Raw genomic sequence first — 17327 nt, forward strand, 5'->3', positions numbered from 1 at the left:
CGTGGAGCGCCTTTTTCACTACTGCAACAACCTAAATGATTAGGCAGAAGCAGCGGTTTTCTTCTTAGCAGCAGTCTTCTTTGCCGGCTTCTTGCTGGCAACAGACTTCTTCGCTTCTTCAGCAGCTTCAGCAACGTCTTCAGCAGCTTCTGCTACAGCGTCGGCGCCTTCAGCTGCTTCTTTTTCCAGCTTGGCAACCAACTCGGCAGCGAAATCGCCGAAACGGGTGTTCAGGCTACGCAGCTGGTTGAACAAAGTGTCGGAGTAACCGTTGTAACGCTCACGCAGAGTCTGAACGGTGTATTCGCGAACTTCGGCTTCCAGCTTCTCAGCGTAGTCGAAAGGCTTGGCTGCCAGCTTCTTCTGCTGCTCTTCAGCGGCAGTGATGCCCTTTTCAACGATGTCCTGAAGCTGCTCTTGGTAAGATTTAAGTTTGCCCATAATAACTCTCCTTGAGTTGGTCTCTTTCGGCCCGGAAACCGGTAACCCCGGTGGCCTTGAGTAGATTTCATGTCTCAAGATACGGATAAAAATTAGAATGATCATACTAAAAGTGATTACACGGCCTTTACTAAATTGTCACTTGATCACTTCTTAACCACAGGCATAATCCTCAGCTGTTTTTCTGGCCCGTCTCCCTGTTGTATTCAGGCTCCATACAAACCGATCAAAGGGGCATTCCTAACAGACCCCGTATGCGAGTGACTCATGAAATTATTGCCAACCACACTGCGCGCACCTGTGCGTGTTACCTCCACGCTGACACTACTGTTAGCTGCCTTGATTCTCACGGGCTGCCAGGACGGAGGCGAAAGTTCCGGCACACAGACCGAAACTGCTTACCAAGCCATAGACCCTGGGGCAAAGCAGTCATTCGAGAATCAAGGCGCCGACAACACATCGCAGCCTAAGACGCTGGTCTGGAATGCGCCACTGACCCGCGAAGACGGCTCCTCGCTGGCTCTGGGGCAAATTGCAGAATACAAAATCTACTACCGTATGAAGCACAAAGATCGATTCGAAGTGATTTCGGTGAAAGACGCCAGCACAACGAAATACCCGTTAGGAGCCATGCCCCCCGGTGCCTACGAGTTTGCCATCACCACCGTCGATGTTGATGGCCTGGAAAGCCGCCGCTCAGCGTCGGTCGAAGTCAACCTGATTTAAGCGGCGTGTACAAGAAAGGAATCGTTACCAGCGAAACAGCACCCAGCTGGGGACAAGGAGGTCCGAATCTGTATCCTGCACCCAACCACCGCCATCGGCAGGTACCAGATAATATTCCGGCCCGACTTCGGGCACCACTTTGATCTCCATTAGCTGCCCGTTCACCCGGTATTCGTAGAAGACTTCACCATCACCCGGGCGAATCACAATCTCGGTACCACCCGCCGGCGGCTGGTAGTCGGTGATCACCAGCGGCTCTTTCGGTGTTTCCACCGGCGTCGCATCCAAAGCCCCTTCGTCCTGAGCCATCAGCGGCACAGAGAAACAGCCCAACAACAGGGCGGAACAGGCGATTCGCTTCATTTTCATGGTACCCTCTGACTCATCATCCAGGCTTTGAATTGCACTTACCTTTAGAGTTGCACAAGCCAACCCACGCTTCAATCAGAATCCGGATTTGCATCGACATGACAGAGAAAAAGACTCCCCCCGTGGTTCTGGTAGACGGTTCGTCCTATTTGTTCCGTGCCTACCACGCGCTCCCGCCACTGACTACCAGCAAGAACCACCCCACCGGTGCTATTAAAGGCGTGGTCAGCATGCTACGCCGACTGGACCAGGACTTCCCTGAATCCAAGGTAGTGGTTGTGTTTGATGCCAAGGGGAAAACCTTCCGTCACGAGATGTACGAAGAGTACAAGGCCAACCGCCCGCCGATGCCGGAAGACCTGGCCATGCAGATTGAGCCCATCCACGAGATTGTAAAGGCGATGGGCCTTCCGCTCCTGATTGTGCCCGGTGTCGAGGCCGACGATGTGATTGGCACGCTGGCCAATGAAGCCACCCGTAAAGGCATCGATGTGGTGGTGTCTACCGGCGATAAAGACATGGCGCAACTGGTGAGTGACCACGTCACCCTGATCAACACCATGACCGAAACCGCCATGGATCGAGACGGCGTGATCGAGAAATTCGGCGTAACGCCAGAGCAGATCATCGATTATCTTGCGCTGGTCGGCGACAAAGTGGACAACATTCCGGGCGTGAACAAGTGCGGCCCGAAAACGGCGGTGAAATGGCTGCAGGCCTACAACGATCTGGACAACCTGATCGAGCACGCCAGCGAGATCAAAGGCAAGATCGGCGAATACCTGCGCGAAGCAATCGACACCCTGCCCCTGAGCCGTGAGCTGGCGACCATCCGGCTGGATGTGGATCTGGAATTTGGTCTGGAAGATTTGAAAGACCGCGAACAGAACGACGATGCGCTGCTGGAACTGTTTAAAGAATACGAATTCCGCGGCTGGATTTCCGAGCTTGAAAACCGTGACAGCGACACGCCGGTAGCTGCAGAAGCCTCCGAACCGAAGCAAGCCATCGAAAGAACGTATACGGTCATCACCGAGCAAGCTGCGTTCGATGAATGGGTAAAACGCCTGAAAGCTGCGGATGCCTTTGCCTTCGACACCGAAACCACCAGCTTGCGCTATATGGATGCCGAAATCGTCGGTGTCTCCTTCGCCATCGAACCGGGTGAGGCGGCATACGTACCGGTTGGCCACGACTACATGGGCGCGCCCAAACAGCTGGATAGGGAAGATGTACTGGCCCAGCTTAAACCGCTTCTGGAGAACCCCAAGCAGGCGAAAATCGGCCAGAACCTGAAGTACGATAAAAACGTGCTGGCGAATCACGGCATTCACCTTGATGGCATCGGCGACGACACAATGGTGAAGTCTTACGTGCTAAACTCTGTAGCTACTCGCCACGACATGGACAGCCTCGCCAAAGCTTATCTGGACGAAGACACCGTCAGTTTTGAGTCCATCGCAGGCAAAGGCGCGAAGCAGCTGACGTTCAACCAGATCGATCTTGAAAAAGCCGGCCCTTACGCCGCCGAAGACGCAGACATCACTCTCCGTCTGCACCACGTTTTAAACCCCAAACTCAAAGAAACCGGCAAACTCGAATCCGTCTACCGGGACATCGACCTGCCGCTGGTACCCGTGTTATCGCGCATGGAACAACGCGGCACGCTCATCAGCGCCAGCACGTTAAGACAGCACAGCCAGGAATTGGCCGAGCGCATGGCCGAGCTTGAGAAAGAAGCTCACGAGGTGGCTGGCGAAGCCTTCAACCTGGGTTCCCCCAAACAGCTGCAAGCGATTCTGTATGACAAACTGGGGCTCCGGGTCGTCAAGAAAACACCAAAAGGCGCGCCTTCCACCGCAGAGCCCGTGCTACAGGAACTTGCCCATGAGCATGAACTGCCCCGGCTGATTGTAGAACACCGCAGCCTGAGCAAGCTCAAGTCTACTTACACCGACACCTTGCCCGAGCTGATCCATCACCGAACTGGCCGGGTGCATACCTCGTACCATCAGGCGGTGACGGCTACAGGGCGGCTATCATCCTCAGAACCGAACCTGCAGAATATCCCCATTCGAACCCAGGAAGGCCGCCGGATTCGTCAGGCGTTCATCGCGCCGGAAGGCCATAAATTATTGGCTGCGGACTACTCCCAGATTGAACTGCGCATCATGGCGCACCTGTCTGGCGACAAAGGCCTGCTGAAGGCGTTCGAGCACGGCGAAGATATCCACAAGGCGACCGCCGCGGAAGTGTTCGGTGTAAGCCTGATTGAAGTGTCTTCCGACCAGCGTCGCAGCGCCAAGGCCATCAACTTCGGCCTGATCTACGGCATGTCCGCCTTTGGGTTGGCCCGCCAGCTGGGGGTAGAGCGGAAAGTGGCTCAGGAATACATCGACCGTTATTTCGAGCGCTATCCGGGCGTACTGCGTTACATGGACAACATCCGCAAACAAGCTCACGAAGACGGCTATGTGGAAACCCTGTACGGCCGCCGCCTGTACCTGCCAGAGATCAACGCCCGGAACAAACAGCTGCAACAGGCGGCCGAGCGCACCGCCATCAACGCACCGATGCAAGGCACGGCCGCCGACATCATCAAACGCGCAATGATTGATGTGGACCAGTGGCTGTATGAAAACCACGCTGACGATGCCGTGATGACCATGCAGGTACACGACGAACTGATCATCGAAGTGCGTGAAGCCGCTGTGGAGAAAGTTCGAGAGGGCCTGGTACAGCGCATGTCTGCCGCCGCCAAGCTCGACGTTCCGCTGCTGGTGGAAGCCGGTGTCGGTGACAACTGGGATCAAGCCCACTAACGCAAAACGCCCGGTGAGTCTCCTCAACCGGGCGTTTTTTATTGCGGTTAGCTAAGCGACGTATTAGAACGCTTTGCTGACCTCGATCGCAGCGCTCCAGGCGCTGAGTTCGTATTCAGCTGTGTAGTAGCTTGGGTCTTCAACTCCTGGCGCGAGCTCAGCGACCTGACCAGGGTTACTGTGCTGGTAGTTACGCTCAGTGAACTTAGGATCATCTTTAAACAACAGAGTTCCTACCGCCACGTCGACAGCCCAGCCACTTTGTGCATCTTTCCATTGTGTACCTAGTGTCAGCCAATGACGATCACTGGACGGGATACGGGCAGTCAGGTACTGGTCCACAGGAGATTCATCCCAAGCATAACCGGCTTTAAAGGCCCACTCTGGCGTTGCTTGCCAGATACCACCCACATTCACCTGCCAAGTATTTTTCCACTTTTCGGTGATATGAGTAATCGGGTCGCCAACATTAGCCGATATTTTTCCTTTGCCACCTTCCCTGCTATAGATATCAAGTTCTTCAAACCGGCCCCAACGCGCGTATGTTGCGCCCGCTAGAAGGGTTACATCATCAGTCAGGTGGTGACGAACACCGAATGTGATCGCCTCGGGAATCGCCAGAGGAACTTCAACTTTTTCCGTAAGAGTTCTCGTCGCACCCGGGTTTCCAGGATCAGGTAAATTGCTAATTTCAGCATCACCCTTTAGCTTTAATTCCGTACCCGTCTGAGCACTCAGGCCAAATTGCGTGCGCTCGTCCAGCTCATAAAGAAAGCCAACCCGGAAAGTAACGCCAACATCATCACCCTCAATATCTGCATATGGATCTTGCATTCCAGCTACTTGCTGCTTAGCCACCGCATCTGCCTGCTGAGGAGTAAGACCATTCGCCATGCCGGCATCAAAGGCAGCAGGATAAACTTGACCGGCCACATCTTGGAACTTAGTCAGGCGCCCCTCGGCATACATGATGTTCAGCCCAACGCCCATGGACAGACCTTTACCATTGTTCACAGACAGGGACGGAGTGAATGCAATAGCTTTCAGTTCAGTCTTATCGGCAAAGTAACGACCTTCAAAATTATCGTCATAATCGGCCGCAAGCCCATAAGGAGCATGAATACCAAAACCAACGTCGATGGACTCGTTAACTTCATGGGTTAAATAGAAGTTAGGCAGCACGGCCAAGTCCGCAATATCACCGCCACGGTTACCATTTACCGGTACGTCAACACCTGGAACATTCCGGCGTGCTTCGGCACTCTTCGCTTCCGCATCAATATCCAAAACCGCCGCACCAAAAGAAATGTTGGTGCCAGACAGCTGGCTCATACCGGCCGGGTTGAAGAAAACAGTGGTCGCGTTTTCAGGGTTAGCGGCGGCGCCGGCGTTGGCGACACCCATCTGGCTAGCGCTTTGCTCGTTCAATGAAAAACCACCAGCCATAACGGTTGCAGGGGCAGCAACAGCAGCCAAAGTGGCCATACGAATGGCTTTCACGAGTACGTTGGTATTCTTGTCCATGGTGTCTCCTTATTAGTTCGCGCGGAGTATACGCAGCAGTGGGTTCTGGCCTCAAATGCCATAACTACCTATTTGCAAAGCTAATTTATTTCTGCTGCGCCCAAAACGCAAAAAGCCCCCAATCGGGGGCTTTTTGCACAACAAATCTAGTCGTCCTGAATAGTCAGTTTATCAACCGAGGAAGACAAGCTGTCAGCGCCCTTGGCGTCACTGCCCAGCTTGATCATCAAGCGCAGATCGTTGGCCGAATCCGCGTGTGCCAACGCATCTTCATACGTGATCGAGCCTTCCGAATAAAGCTTATAAAGCGCCTGATCGAAGGTCTGCATGCCGCTTTCGTTAGATTTCGACATCAACTCTTTCAGCTTGTGCACCTCACCTTTTCGGATCATGTCGGCCACCAAAGGCGTGTTGATCAACACTTCAATAACCGCTTTCCGACCTTTGCCGTCTGGCGTTGGCACCAGCTGCTGCGCCACGATGGCTTTCAGGTTGAGCGACAAATCCATCCAGATCTGGTTGTGCTGTTCGGGCGGAAAGAACTGGATAATCCGGTCCAGAGCCTGGTTCGCATTGTTCGCGTGCAGCGTTGCCAAACACAGGTGACCGGTTTCGGCGAACTGCACCGAGTACTCCATGGTCTGGCGGGTACGCACCTCACCAATGAGAATGACATCGGGCGCCTGCCGCAGCGTATTTTTCAGCGCGACTTCAAAGCTCTCGGTATCAATGCCCACCTCACGCTGGGTGACGATGCAGCCCTGGTGTTGATGAATAAACTCGATCGGGTCTTCAATAGAGATGATGTGGCCCCGACTGTTCCGGTTGCGATGCCCCAGCATGGCGGCCAACGAGGTGGACTTACCGGTGCCGGTCGCACCCACAAACATGATCAGGCCTCGCTTGGTCATAGCCAGGTCCTTAATCACTTCCGGCAATGAAAGCTCATCAATTTGCGGAATCTTCACCTCAATGCGCCGCAATACCATGCCGCACAAATTGCGCTGAAAAAACGCACTGACACGGAACCGGCCGATGCCCCGGGCACTGATGGCAAAGTTACACTCATGGCTTTCGTCAAACTCGGCGCGTTGCTTGTCATTCATTGCGCCATAGACAAGCTCCCGGGTCTGTTCCGGCGTCAACGCATTTTTTGTGACCGGTAACACCTTACCGTTCACTTTCATGCTCGGTGGAACCCCCGCGGTGATAAAAAGATCCGAACCGCCTTTTTCCACCATGAGCCGCAACAGCTTTTCAAATTCCATTTTTCGTACCTATTGGTTTCAACATCATTGCCAACACTTAAAAATTATCCGGAATCTTCGCCTTCATCCGGGCATCTTCACGGGAAATCAGCCCCTTCCTGAGCAAGCCTTCCAGACACTGATCCAGCGTTTGCATGCCAATCGAGCCACCGGTCTGAATCGACGAGTACATCTGCGCAATCTTGTCCTCACGAATCAGGTTCCGAATGGCCGGGGTACCGATCATGATTTCGTGTGCCGCAATTCGGCCACCGCCCATTTTCTTCATCAGGGTCTGGGAGATAACCGCCTGCAACGACTCGGACAACATCGACCGAACCATGGATTTCTCTTCGGCCGGGAATACGTCTACCACCCGGTCGATGGTTTTGGCAGCCGAAGTGGTGTGCAGGGTGCCGAACACCAGGTGGCCGGTTTCTGCCGCAGTCAGTGCCAGGCGAATGGTTTCAAGGTCTCGAAGCTCGCCCACCAGAATGATGTCAGGGTCTTCCCGCAAGGCAGAGCGAAGGGCTTCGTTAAAGCCAAGTGTATCCCTGTGAACTTCCCGCTGGTTCACGAGGCACTTTTTCGACTCGTGAACAAATTCGATCGGATCTTCAATGGTCAGAACGTGCTCGTAGCGGGTATCGTTGATGTAGTCCATCATCGCTGCCAACGTGGTCGATTTACCGGAACCGGTTGGCCCGGTTACCAACACCAGGCCACGAGGCACGGAAGCGATGTCCTTGAAAACCTGACCCATGCCCAAATCTTCCATGGTCAGTACTTTCGAGGGGATGGTCCGGAACACGGCACCGGCACCACGGTTCTGGTTAAAAGCGTTCACACGAAAACGAGCAACCCCCGGAACTTCGAACGAGAAGTCGGTTTCCAGAAATTCTTCGTAGTCCTTGCGCTGCTTGTCGTTCATGATGTCGTAAATCAACCCGTGCACCTCTTTGTGCTCCATCGGAGGCAGGTTGATCCGGCGCACATCGCCATCGACACGAATCATGGGGGGAAGGCCTGCTGACAGGTGCAAATCCGACGCACCTTGTTTGGCCGAAAAGGCAAGCAGTTCAGTAATATCCATAGGGATCCTCGGAAGGCTTTTTCTTTTAATACAGACGCGGCAAACTCACACTATGAGCAGCATAGCAGACAACATCAGAAGCGTAACCCGACGCATACAAAAAGCAACAGAGCAGGCCGGCCGTAAGCCCGACAGTGTGCGGTTGTTGGCAGTTAGCAAAACTCGGCCGCCGGAAGACATTCGTGCCGCCGCCGAGGTTGGCCAAACGGCATTCGGCGAAAACTACCTGCAGGAAGCGCTGGACAAGATCGAGGCCCTTAAAGATCTGGACGCTCTGGAATGGCATTTCATTGGCCCGATCCAGTCCAACAAAACCCGGCAGATCGCTGAGTCTTTCGCGTGGGTGCACAGCGTGGATCGCCTGAAAATTGCCCGCCGGCTCAGCGAACAGCGCCCAAAGGCCCTCGGCCCACTGAACATCTGCCTGCAAGTGAATGTAAACGATGAAGAGAGCAAATCCGGCTGCTCGTTGAGCGAACTACCGAAACTGGCCACAGCTGTCAGCGAACTACCCAACCTGACCCTGAGAGGACTGATGGCCATCCCGGACCCAAACCAAAGCGAGGCCGATCTGAAAAACAGTTTCCGGAAACTGGCAAACGCACTGGCCCAACTCGACCAAAGCTTATCCGGTGCCCGGCAACTCGACACGTTGTCGATGGGCATGTCGAGCGACCTGGAGCCGGCTATCGAAGAAGGCGCCACCTGGGTTCGGGTTGGCTCGGCCCTGTTTGGAGCTCGCCTGGCCAAATAGTGCCTAAGCTGAATCCATGCGTTCCTGTTATCATCAGGAACATACCATTTACTGAGTAAGCACTTGGAGCGCACCTTGAGCAAATCACCCGTCATCTCGTTTATCGGCGCCGGCAATATGGCCAGCGCTATTATTGGGGGCATGCTGGATAACCACTTCGACGCCAACAATATGTGGGTTAGCGCACCCGATGACAGCCACTTGCAAGCTGTTCGAAACCAGTTTGGCGTGAGCGTCAGCACGAACAATCGCTACTGTGTGGAGCAAGCCGACATCGTCGTTCTCGCGGTAAAGCCCCAGGTTATGGCCGATGTCTGCCGCGACATTGCACCGGTGGTGCAGAATACCCGGCCACTGATTGTCTCCATTGCTGCCGGCCTGACCGCCGACACCATTGACCAATGGCTGGGCGGCGGACTGCCGCTGGTTCGTGTGATGCCGAACACACCGTCACTCGTAGGCAAAGGCGCCGCCGGTCTGTTCGCTAACAACAAAGTGTCGGACGAACAAAAAACCATGGTACAAACGGTTTTCGAAAGCATCGGCACTGCGCTCTGGGTAGAGGACGAGAATCTGATTCACGGCGTCACAGCCCTTTCGGGCAGCGGGCCGGCCTATTTTTTCCTGATGCTGGAAGCATTGGAAAGCGCTGCAACGGATGCCGGAATTGAACCGGCTACCGCCAGAAAGCTGGCCATCCAGACTATGGCAGGGGCCGCCGAAATGGCAGCACGCAGCGAGCATGAGCCCGCTCAACTGAAACGTAATGTGATGTCCCCGGGCGGCACCACCGAGCGGGCAATCAATACATTCGAAGACGGTGGCCTGCGTGATCTTGTGAAGAAAGCGTACGACGCCGCCTTCACTCGTTCGGAAGAAATGTCCAAAGAACTGGCCGACAAACAGTAACCGTTACGGAGACACAGCTTCATGCTGGCAGACATTCTGATTACCATTCTGATGATTGCATCCACCTTTTATATGTCGGTGGTGCTGCTTAGATTTCTTCTGCAACTGGCGCGGGCCGATTTTTACAACCCGATTTCCCAGTTCGTCGTAAAAGCAACGAACCCGCCGTTACGGCCGCTGCGCAGAATCATCCCGGGCTGGGGCGGCATTGATGGTGCCGCACTGGTGCTGGCTGTCCTGATCCAATCAATCACCTTCTTTTTGATGCTGCTGATTTACAACGCAGGCGTGCCCGCACTCAACCCGCTCACCTTGCTGGTGTGGGGCACGCTGAATGTTCTTAGCCTGATCGTGAAAATTTACTTCTGGTCGGTCATCGCAGTGGTGGTGGTGAGTTGGATTGCGCCCCAAAGTGGGCACCCGGCCATCCAACTGGTGGCTCAGATCACCGAGCCGGTCATGCGCCCGGTCCGGAACATCATGCCATCCATGGGTGGTCTCGATTTGTCGCCGATTATCGTGTTCCTGATACTGAACGTGCTGGACGTGGTGCTTAATCACATGAAAATCGCGGCAGGAATGGGCTTTCTCGGTGCCGGAATGTAACCCGCCTCACAAATATACATATCGTTACATAATACCAAAACATTAAACATCTCAAGGCCGGCCTATCAACTCATTGATACGCCGGCTTTTTTCTTTTGTCATTTCATGCCAACGACCCTTATCTGTTAAACGATGCCGTATTAAGAATGGATAATCAGGCTATGATTGTCGACATTTAATTTGGGACCATCCAACTCCCGAACGTCGCGCTAAAGGATTACTTCATGAGCCAGCAGGGAACACTGTCGCAGCAGGTGGAAGCCTACCACGACTGGAAGAAAAATCTGATTCGCCAGATTGGCCGATACCGGTTGTGGCTGCAGGACAACAACCTGTTTTCAGAAGACATCAGCACCCGCATCCGGCACGGCTTGGAGCTTCTGATTGAAGATGAGCTTACCATCGCATTCGTCGGCGAATATTCCCGTGGTAAAACCGAACTGATTAACGCGCTGTTTTTTGCCAGTTACGGCCAGCGGATGCTGCCTTCTGAAGCAGGCCGCACCACCATGTGCCCCACCGAGCTGTTCTTCGACCGGACCAGCAACGAGAGCTATCTCATGCTGCTTCCGATTGAAACCCGCACCGGCGAGCTATCCTTGCAGCAACAACGCAAGCGCCCTGAAAACTGGATTCGGCACGAACTGGCTGAAGATAACCCGAAGGTCATGCGCGAAGTGCTATCCGAAGTTGCCCGGGTGAAAAGCGTCTCGATCGGCGATGCCCGTAAACTCGGATTTGATGAAGACATGCTGGAAGCCGACCCCCGGGTTTCGGGCAACGTACTGGTACCCGCCTGGCGCAATGCGCAGATCAGCATTCGCCATCCTCTGTTCGAGCGCGGCTTGCGTATTCTCGACACCCCGGGGCTGAATGCGCTGGGGTCAGAACCCGAACTGACCATGAGCATGCTGCCACGTGCGCATGCGGTGATTTTTGTGCTGGGTGCCGACACTGGCGTCACCGCCAGCGACATGGCAATCTGGAAAGAGCACATCAACACCGACCACGCCGACCATCGCGCCGGCCGCTTTGCCGTGCTGAACAAAATCGATGTGCTCTGGGACGACATTCAAGGCGACAACCATACGAATGATTCCATTGAGCGCGTGCGTACCTACACCGCCGACCACCTCGGCATGAAGCAACGCGATGTCCTCCCTCTCTCTGCCAAACAGGGCTTGCTGGCACGCGTGCGCAACGATCCCGAACTGTTTGGTCGCTCGAATCTTGGGTTACTGGAAAAGCTGATTGTCCAGCGCATCCTGACTCACAAGGAACAGCTGATTACTCAGCACCTCATTAGTGACTTGCTGGGCATGCTGCAAAACAGCCAGGCTGCAATGCAGTACCGGCTCAATTCACTGGAAGAAGAGCATGCGGCCTGCACTGGCCCTGCACTGGACAAACCGGCCCTGGCCCGGCTCGCAGAAGGGGCTCAGAAAGACTATGACTTCTACTATAAAAAACTGATCACTCTGCGCTCATCGCGCCGCCTTATGGATTCGCAAGGCGAGATCCTGAACAACCTGGTCAGCGAAAAACGCTTTGAAGCCCACGCCGACAAAGTGCGCGAGATTATGGTGAAAAGCTGGTCCACGGCCGGCATGGTTCGCGCCATGGATCACTTTTTCGAATTGCTGGAAATTGATCTGAGCAACCTGCTCACCGAAGGCCAGTTGGCGGAGAAAATGGTGGCGTCGATTTATCGGCGTTACAACGAAGATTCGCGCTCCCGTCACCTGGAACCCATTCCATTGAGAGCCGGGCGTCATGTGATTGCCATCCGGGAGTTGCGCAAAAAAGCACGTCGTTTCCGTATCAGCCCCAAGAACCTGATGTCCGAGCAGTCGTTACTGATTCGCCGTTTTTTCAATGTGATGGTCAGCGAAGCCCGGACCCTGCACGGCAGGGCCAGGTCCGACATTGAGCGCTGGCCCCGCGAGGCGCTGCTGCCCATTATCCAGTACTCGATGGAACAAAAGCAGTTGCTGGAGCATCAAATCAGCAGACTTCGGGACCTGGTACGAAACGACCGCGACAGCCGCGCCGAGCGAGAGCGTCTGCAGCATTCCATCGCCGATCTGCGCAAACAACTGGAGCTGGCCGACAACATGGTGCGCCATATTCGCAAGCCCGCCCCGACTTTGCTTCAACAGAAAGTCGTCAATATTTTCGGTTCTGCCTGACCTACGGGTTGCTGCCACCGCCACATGCCGGTTGCAGCAACCACCCCCCGCCTTTAAACTGCCCTATCGGCGCCAGCTTCTGCGCCACCTCAGGCTATGGCCTGACTCAAGTGGACTGGATCAGGATATCAACACGCTCATGCCCGACTCCCTGCCTACGGATTCCGTGGGCCTCGTTAGCCCGCAAACCCTTCATTTCGACACCCCCATCGAATTGGCCTGCGGCCAGTCTTTGGACAGTTATGATCTGGTTGTGGAAACCTACGGCACCTTAAATGCCGAAGCCAGCAACGCGGTTCTTATTTGCCATGCCCTTAGCGGTCACCACCACGCCGCGGGTTATCATTCCTACGACGATAGAAAACCCGGATGGTGGGACAGCTGCATTGGCCCGGGCAAACCCATCGACACCAACCGCTTTTTTGTGGTTTGCCTGAACAACCTCGGTGGTTGCCACGGCAGCAGCGGCCCCAACTCAATCAACCCGGCCACGGGCAAGCTTTACGGCCCGGACTTTCCGGTCATCACCGTTGCCGACTGGGTAAAGAGCCAGGCTCGTCTGGCCGACCGTCTCGGCATCCAGCAGTGGGCCGCAGTGGTTGGCGGTTCGCTCGGCGGTATGCAGGCGCTGCAGTGGAGCCTGGATTATCCTGATCGCTTGCGGCACGCGGTGATCATCGCCTCCACGCCCCGGTTAACGGCGCAGAATATTGCCTTTAACGAAGTGGCGCGTCAGGCCATCACCTCAGACACCGAATTCCATGAGGGCCGGTATGACGAAGCCAGCACTTTACCGCGGCGTGGCCTGATGCTGGCCCGCATGGTCGGGCACATCACCTATCTGTCGGATGCCGCCATGGGCGAGAAGTTTGGCCGTGAACTCCGGGAGGAAGCGTTCAAATTCGGATACGACGCCGAGTTTCAGGTTGAAAGCTATCTGCGTTATCAGGGCGAACGCTTCTCCGAAACTTTCGACGCGAACACGTACCTGCTGATGACCCGGGCTCTGGATTATTTCGACCCGGCCTACGAATTTGGCGGCGACCTGTCGAAAGCGCTGGCACCTGCCCGGTGCGAATACCTGGTTCTGTCCTTCAGCACCGACTGGCGTTTCTCCCCTGCCCGCTCTGAAGAAATGGTGAATGCCATGATTTCCGCTCGCAAAAAAGTCAGCTACGCCGAAATCGATGCGCCCTGGGGCCACGATGCGTTCCTGATCCCGACCCCCCGATACACCAACGCGTTCACTGCGTACATGGACCGGGTAGCTCGGGAGGTGGGCGCATGAGGGCCGATCTTGAAATTATTCAACAGTGGGTTGAGCCCGGCCACCACGTGCTCGACCTCGGTTGTGGTGATGGCACCCTGTTGCATTACTTACAGCAAGAACGCAACGCCACCGGCTTCGGCCTGGAGATCAACCCGGACCACATCACTACGTGCATGGGCAAAGGGGTGTCGGTGATCGAACAGAACCTGGACACTCAGGGTCTGGATAACTTTCGCGACGGCATGTTCGATATTGTGCTGATGACCCAGGCCCTACAAGCTGTTCGCCGGCCCGACAAAGTGATCGATGAAATGCTGCGGCTTGGCCGTGAAGGCATCGTCACCTTCCCCAACTTTGCCCACTGGCGCCTGCGCTGGGGCTTGGCTCTGAGCGGCCGTATGCCCGAATCAGACGCTTTGCCGTATAAATGGTACAACACCCCTAACATCCGCCTGTGCACCTTCAAGGATTTTGAAGCCTTGTGCCGGCAGAAAGGGATAAAGATCAAAAGCCGCCGAGTTGTAGACGGCCAACATCAGAACAGCTGGCTGGCCCGTGCGTGGCCGAACCTGCTGGGCGAGATTGCGATTTACCGAATCACACGGGAGAACACCTGATGACCATTCGTTCTGTCACCCACTTGGTAGCGTTAACCTTTGGGTTGCTGTTGATGGCAAGTCAAAGCCACGGCGGCGAAAAAAACTTCGGTGATTACCAAATCCACTGGAGCGTTTTTCCCAGCACCATGCTGACCCCGGACGTCGCCAAAGCCAACAACCTGCAGCGCAGCAAAAGCATCGGCGTGGTGAACATCTCTATCATGACCGATAACGAGCACGGCCAGCCTCAACCGGTAGGCGGTCAGGTTGAAGGCCAGGTTGCCAATGACATTCAACAGGTCAGGTTTCTGGCGTTCCGGAGGATTCAGGAAGGCGATGCGGTTTACTTCATTGCCCAATACCAATATCGCCCGGCCGAATTAATGACCTTCAACATCACCGCACGACCAACAGGCCACCCGCAAGACCTGAAGGTACGCTTCGCCCACGCATTGTTTAACGACTGAACCATGTCTCAAAAACTCGTTATTGCCAGTAACAACAAAGGCAAAATTGCCGAACTGACCGATCTGCTCGGGCCCTTGGGGTTAACGCCGATTGCTCAAGGCGAACTGGGCGTCGGAGAAGCAGAAGAACCGGCCGTTACCTTTGTTGAAAACGCCATTTTGAAAGCCCGGCACGCCGCTCGCGAAACCGGTTTGCCAGCTCTGGCAGACGACAGTGGCTTAGCGGTCGATGCCCTTGGCGGCCAACCAGGGGTGCGCTCTGCACGCTATGCCGGCGCCGAAGCAACGGATGCAGACAATGTAGCCGCGTTGTTAGCGGCACTGAAGGACGTGCCCGAGCAGGAACGCAGCGCCCAGTTCCATTGCGTGCTGGTTTATCTGCGCCATGCGGATGATCCCACTCCGATTATTTGCCATGGCCGCTGGCCGGGGCGGATTCTGCAAGAGCCTGCGGGTGACGGCGGTTTTGGCTATGATCCGGTGTTCTACGCACCGGAACACCATTGCAGTGCAGCCGAACTGACCCGTGAACAAAAAGGCCGAATCAGCCATCGCGGGCGCGCTCTGGCGAACCTGCGAGACCAGCTCAAGAGCACCGATTAAACGTGCCCTCTGCCTCTGCTGTTCCGGTCTGCCCGCCGCTATCGCTGTATATCCACGTGCCTTGGTGCGTGCGCAAGTGCCCGTATTGCGACTTCAACTCTCACGCGGTTCGCGGCGACATTCCGGAAGATGCTTATCTGACCGCCTTGCTGGAAGATTTAGAGCAGGATTTAAGTTTCGTGCGCGGGCGCCCGATCGAAAGCGTATTCATTGGCGGTGGGACACCATCGCTCATGTCCAGCGGGTTCTATCAGCGCTTGTTCGAAGGACTTCGCCAGCGCCTGAGCTTCGCGCCCGACGCGGAAATCACCCTCGAAGCCAACCCTGGCACCCTGGAAGAAGGCCGTTACGAAGGTTTCCGCCAGGCTGGCATTAACCGCCTTTCCATTGGCGTGCAAAGCTTTCATCCGGCACACCTGAAAACACTTGGCCGCATCCACGACGCTACAGCAGCCCACCGCGCGATCGAGACCGCGAAAGCGGCCGGGTTCAGCAACTTCAACATAGATTTGATGCACGGTCTGCCAGATCAGACACCGGAACAAGCCCTGGATGATCTGCGCCAGGCACTGGATCACCAACCCACGCACCTATCCTGGTATCAGCTGACCATTGAGCCCAACACCGAGTTTTTCTCCCGGCCGCCGGATTTGCCAGACGATGACCGGCTTTGGGAGATCTACCGGCAGGGGGCGGAGTATCTTCGCGCCCATAACTTCGACGATTATGAAGTGTCAGCCTGGAGCCGGCCGAATCTCGAAAGTCGCCACAACCTGAATTACTGGCAATTTGGCGATTATCTGGCATTAGGGGCTGGTGGGCATGGCAAAGTCAGCCTCGGTGATGGCCGGATTCTTCGATACTGGAAAACCCGTCAGCCGGAGGCCTATCTGAACCGGATTGGATCACGCACCGCGGGCAGTGAAGACATTGAACTGAAGGAACGGCCGCTGGAATTCATGATGAATGCTCTGCGGCTCAAACACGGTGTTGGCGAAGATCTGTTCACCGAACGTACAGGTTTACCCCTGAGTCCGGTTGCGGTACAACTTGAGCAGTTGCGGAAGCAACATCTGCTGGTTCCGGGTCGGATACAAACCACCGAGCAAGGCCAGCGGTATCTCAACAGCTTGTTGGAGCAGTTTCTCTGATGGACCAAACCCGGCATCACCCAAAGCGGCCCCTCGGAATGGCCTTGGCGGTTTCGCTGGCACTCAGTGCAGCATTATTCCTTGCACTGCTGGTGATGAACCAGCCGCTGAAAACCGCTAGTGCACCGCAAGGGATCATCAGCTTCCAACTGGCGGGCACCGCTCAGCACGCTCAAGCCATACTCGCCAGCTGGCAGCCCGACAATACGACCTGGGCCCGGGCTTCGCTATGGCTGGACTTCGCGTTCATCGCAGCTTACGTGACCCTGTTGCTGCAGCTTACCCGCAGGTTTTCGGTGGACCGCCCCGGCGTACGCGAACGCATCGTCGCCAAGTGGGTGCGGCTGCTGTTTATAGTGGCCGGTACCAGCGACGTCCTTGAGAACCTTGCCCTGCTCAACAACTTCAATCCCCCCGATAACAGCCTGAGCATGGCGGCCAGCATCTTTGCGCTGGTCAAGTTCACCGGGTTATTGCTCGGATTGGCGGGGCTGATCATTCTTCGAGCGGCCCGGCGGCAACCCCTAACCCCGGCTTCGTAGCGCCGGGGCTTCAGA

17 protein-coding genes are annotated in these 17327 nt (G+C 55.5%); 12 read left to right on the forward strand and 5 right to left on the reverse strand.

Annotated elements, in window-relative coordinates; translation table 11 throughout:
* Positions 1–39 precede the first annotated feature (39 nt).
* Entirely contained in the window at positions 40–441 is a 402-nt protein-coding gene (locus JAO79_RS00280) for a hypothetical protein (RefSeq protein ID WP_199005180.1), read from the reverse strand.
* A gap of 267 nt (positions 442–708) precedes the next feature.
* Between JAO79_RS00280 and JAO79_RS00285 the strand changes: the two genes are divergently transcribed.
* The gene (locus tag JAO79_RS00285) at positions 709–1167 is read left to right on the forward strand and encodes a fibronectin type III domain-containing protein (protein ID WP_199005181.1); all 459 of its coding nucleotides are present in this window, start codon (positions 709–711) and stop codon (positions 1165–1167) included.
* 24 nt (positions 1168–1191) lie between these two features.
* On the opposite strand, the gene JAO79_RS00290 is transcribed toward JAO79_RS00285, so the two are convergent.
* Positions 1192–1530, reverse strand: a complete 339-nt coding sequence (locus tag JAO79_RS00290) for a DUF2782 domain-containing protein (protein ID WP_199006570.1) — start codon at positions 1528–1530, stop codon at positions 1192–1194.
* Between the two features lie 104 nt (positions 1531–1634).
* On the opposite strand from JAO79_RS00290, the gene polA reads away from it, so the two are divergent.
* The gene (gene polA / locus JAO79_RS00295) at positions 1635–4358 is read left to right on the forward strand and encodes a DNA polymerase I (protein ID WP_199005182.1); all 2724 of its coding nucleotides are present in this window, start codon (positions 1635–1637) and stop codon (positions 4356–4358) included.
* Between the two features lie 63 nt (positions 4359–4421).
* On the opposite strand, the gene JAO79_RS00300 is transcribed toward polA, so the two are convergent.
* From JAO79_RS00300 to JAO79_RS00310, 3 genes are all read right to left on the reverse strand, one after another.
* Positions 4422–5882: an OmpP1/FadL family transporter gene (locus tag JAO79_RS00300; RefSeq protein WP_199005183.1), complete on the reverse strand. Its 1461-nt coding sequence runs from the start codon at positions 5880–5882 to the stop codon at positions 4422–4424.
* A 146-nt stretch (positions 5883–6028) separates the two neighbouring features.
* Positions 6029–7150 carry a PilT/PilU family type 4a pilus ATPase gene (locus JAO79_RS00305; protein ID WP_199005184.1) on the reverse strand — a complete coding sequence of 374 codons (1122 nt, stop codon included), beginning with the start codon at positions 7148–7150 and terminating at the stop codon, positions 6029–6031.
* A 37-nt stretch (positions 7151–7187) separates the two neighbouring features.
* The gene (locus tag JAO79_RS00310) at positions 7188–8222 is read right to left on the reverse strand and encodes a type IV pilus twitching motility protein PilT (protein ID WP_199005185.1); all 1035 of its coding nucleotides are present in this window, start codon (positions 8220–8222) and stop codon (positions 7188–7190) included.
* A 52-nt stretch (positions 8223–8274) separates the two neighbouring features.
* On the opposite strand from JAO79_RS00310, the gene JAO79_RS00315 reads away from it, so the two are divergent.
* The 10 genes from JAO79_RS00315 to JAO79_RS00360 all read left to right on the forward strand — a co-directional run bounded on the left by JAO79_RS00315 (position 8275) and on the right by JAO79_RS00360 (position 17312).
* On the forward strand, positions 8275–8976 hold the full coding sequence (locus tag JAO79_RS00315) for a YggS family pyridoxal phosphate-dependent enzyme (RefSeq protein WP_199005186.1): 702 nt from the start codon (positions 8275–8277) through the stop codon (positions 8974–8976).
* A gap of 75 nt (positions 8977–9051) precedes the next feature.
* A complete protein-coding gene (gene proC / locus JAO79_RS00320; RefSeq protein WP_199005187.1) occupies positions 9052–9885 on the forward strand; it encodes a pyrroline-5-carboxylate reductase in 834 nt (277 codons plus the stop codon).
* A 21-nt stretch (positions 9886–9906) separates the two neighbouring features.
* Positions 9907–10491 (forward strand): YggT family protein, encoded by a 585-nt coding sequence (locus JAO79_RS00325; protein ID WP_199005188.1) that lies wholly within the window; start codon positions 9907–9909, stop codon positions 10489–10491.
* Positions 10492–10715: 224 nt separating this feature from the next.
* Positions 10716–12680, forward strand: coding sequence for a dynamin family protein (locus JAO79_RS00330; protein WP_199005189.1), 1965 nt, complete (start codon positions 10716–10718; stop codon positions 12678–12680).
* Between the two features lie 139 nt (positions 12681–12819).
* Positions 12820–13968 (forward strand): homoserine O-succinyltransferase MetX, encoded by a 1149-nt coding sequence (metX, locus tag JAO79_RS00335; RefSeq protein WP_199005190.1) that lies wholly within the window; start codon positions 12820–12822, stop codon positions 13966–13968.
* A complete protein-coding gene (metW, locus tag JAO79_RS00340) occupies positions 13965–14567 on the forward strand; it encodes a methionine biosynthesis protein MetW (protein ID WP_199005191.1) in 603 nt (200 codons plus the stop codon). The genes metX and metW overlap by 4 nt, the downstream gene beginning before the upstream one ends.
* The gene (locus JAO79_RS00345; RefSeq protein ID WP_199005192.1) at positions 14567–15016 is read left to right on the forward strand and encodes a DUF4426 domain-containing protein; all 450 of its coding nucleotides are present in this window, start codon (positions 14567–14569) and stop codon (positions 15014–15016) included. Before metW ends, JAO79_RS00345 begins: the two co-directional genes overlap by 1 nt.
* 3 nt (positions 15017–15019) lie before the next feature.
* Positions 15020–15619, forward strand: a complete 600-nt coding sequence (gene rdgB / locus JAO79_RS00350) for an RdgB/HAM1 family non-canonical purine NTP pyrophosphatase (protein WP_199005193.1) — start codon at positions 15020–15022, stop codon at positions 15617–15619.
* 2 nt (positions 15620–15621) lie between these two features.
* The gene (hemW, locus tag JAO79_RS00355; protein ID WP_199005194.1) at positions 15622–16770 is read left to right on the forward strand and encodes a radical SAM family heme chaperone HemW; all 1149 of its coding nucleotides are present in this window, start codon (positions 15622–15624) and stop codon (positions 16768–16770) included.
* The gene (locus tag JAO79_RS00360) at positions 16770–17312 is read left to right on the forward strand and encodes a hypothetical protein (RefSeq protein ID WP_227664275.1); all 543 of its coding nucleotides are present in this window, start codon (positions 16770–16772) and stop codon (positions 17310–17312) included. Before hemW ends, JAO79_RS00360 begins: the two co-directional genes overlap by 1 nt.
* The last annotated feature ends 15 nt before the right edge of the window (positions 17313–17327 follow it).

The sequence above is a fragment of the Marinobacter litoralis genome, from assembly GCF_016427555.1.
Taxonomy (GTDB): Bacteria; Pseudomonadota; Gammaproteobacteria; order Pseudomonadales; family Oleiphilaceae; genus Marinobacter; species Marinobacter litoralis_A.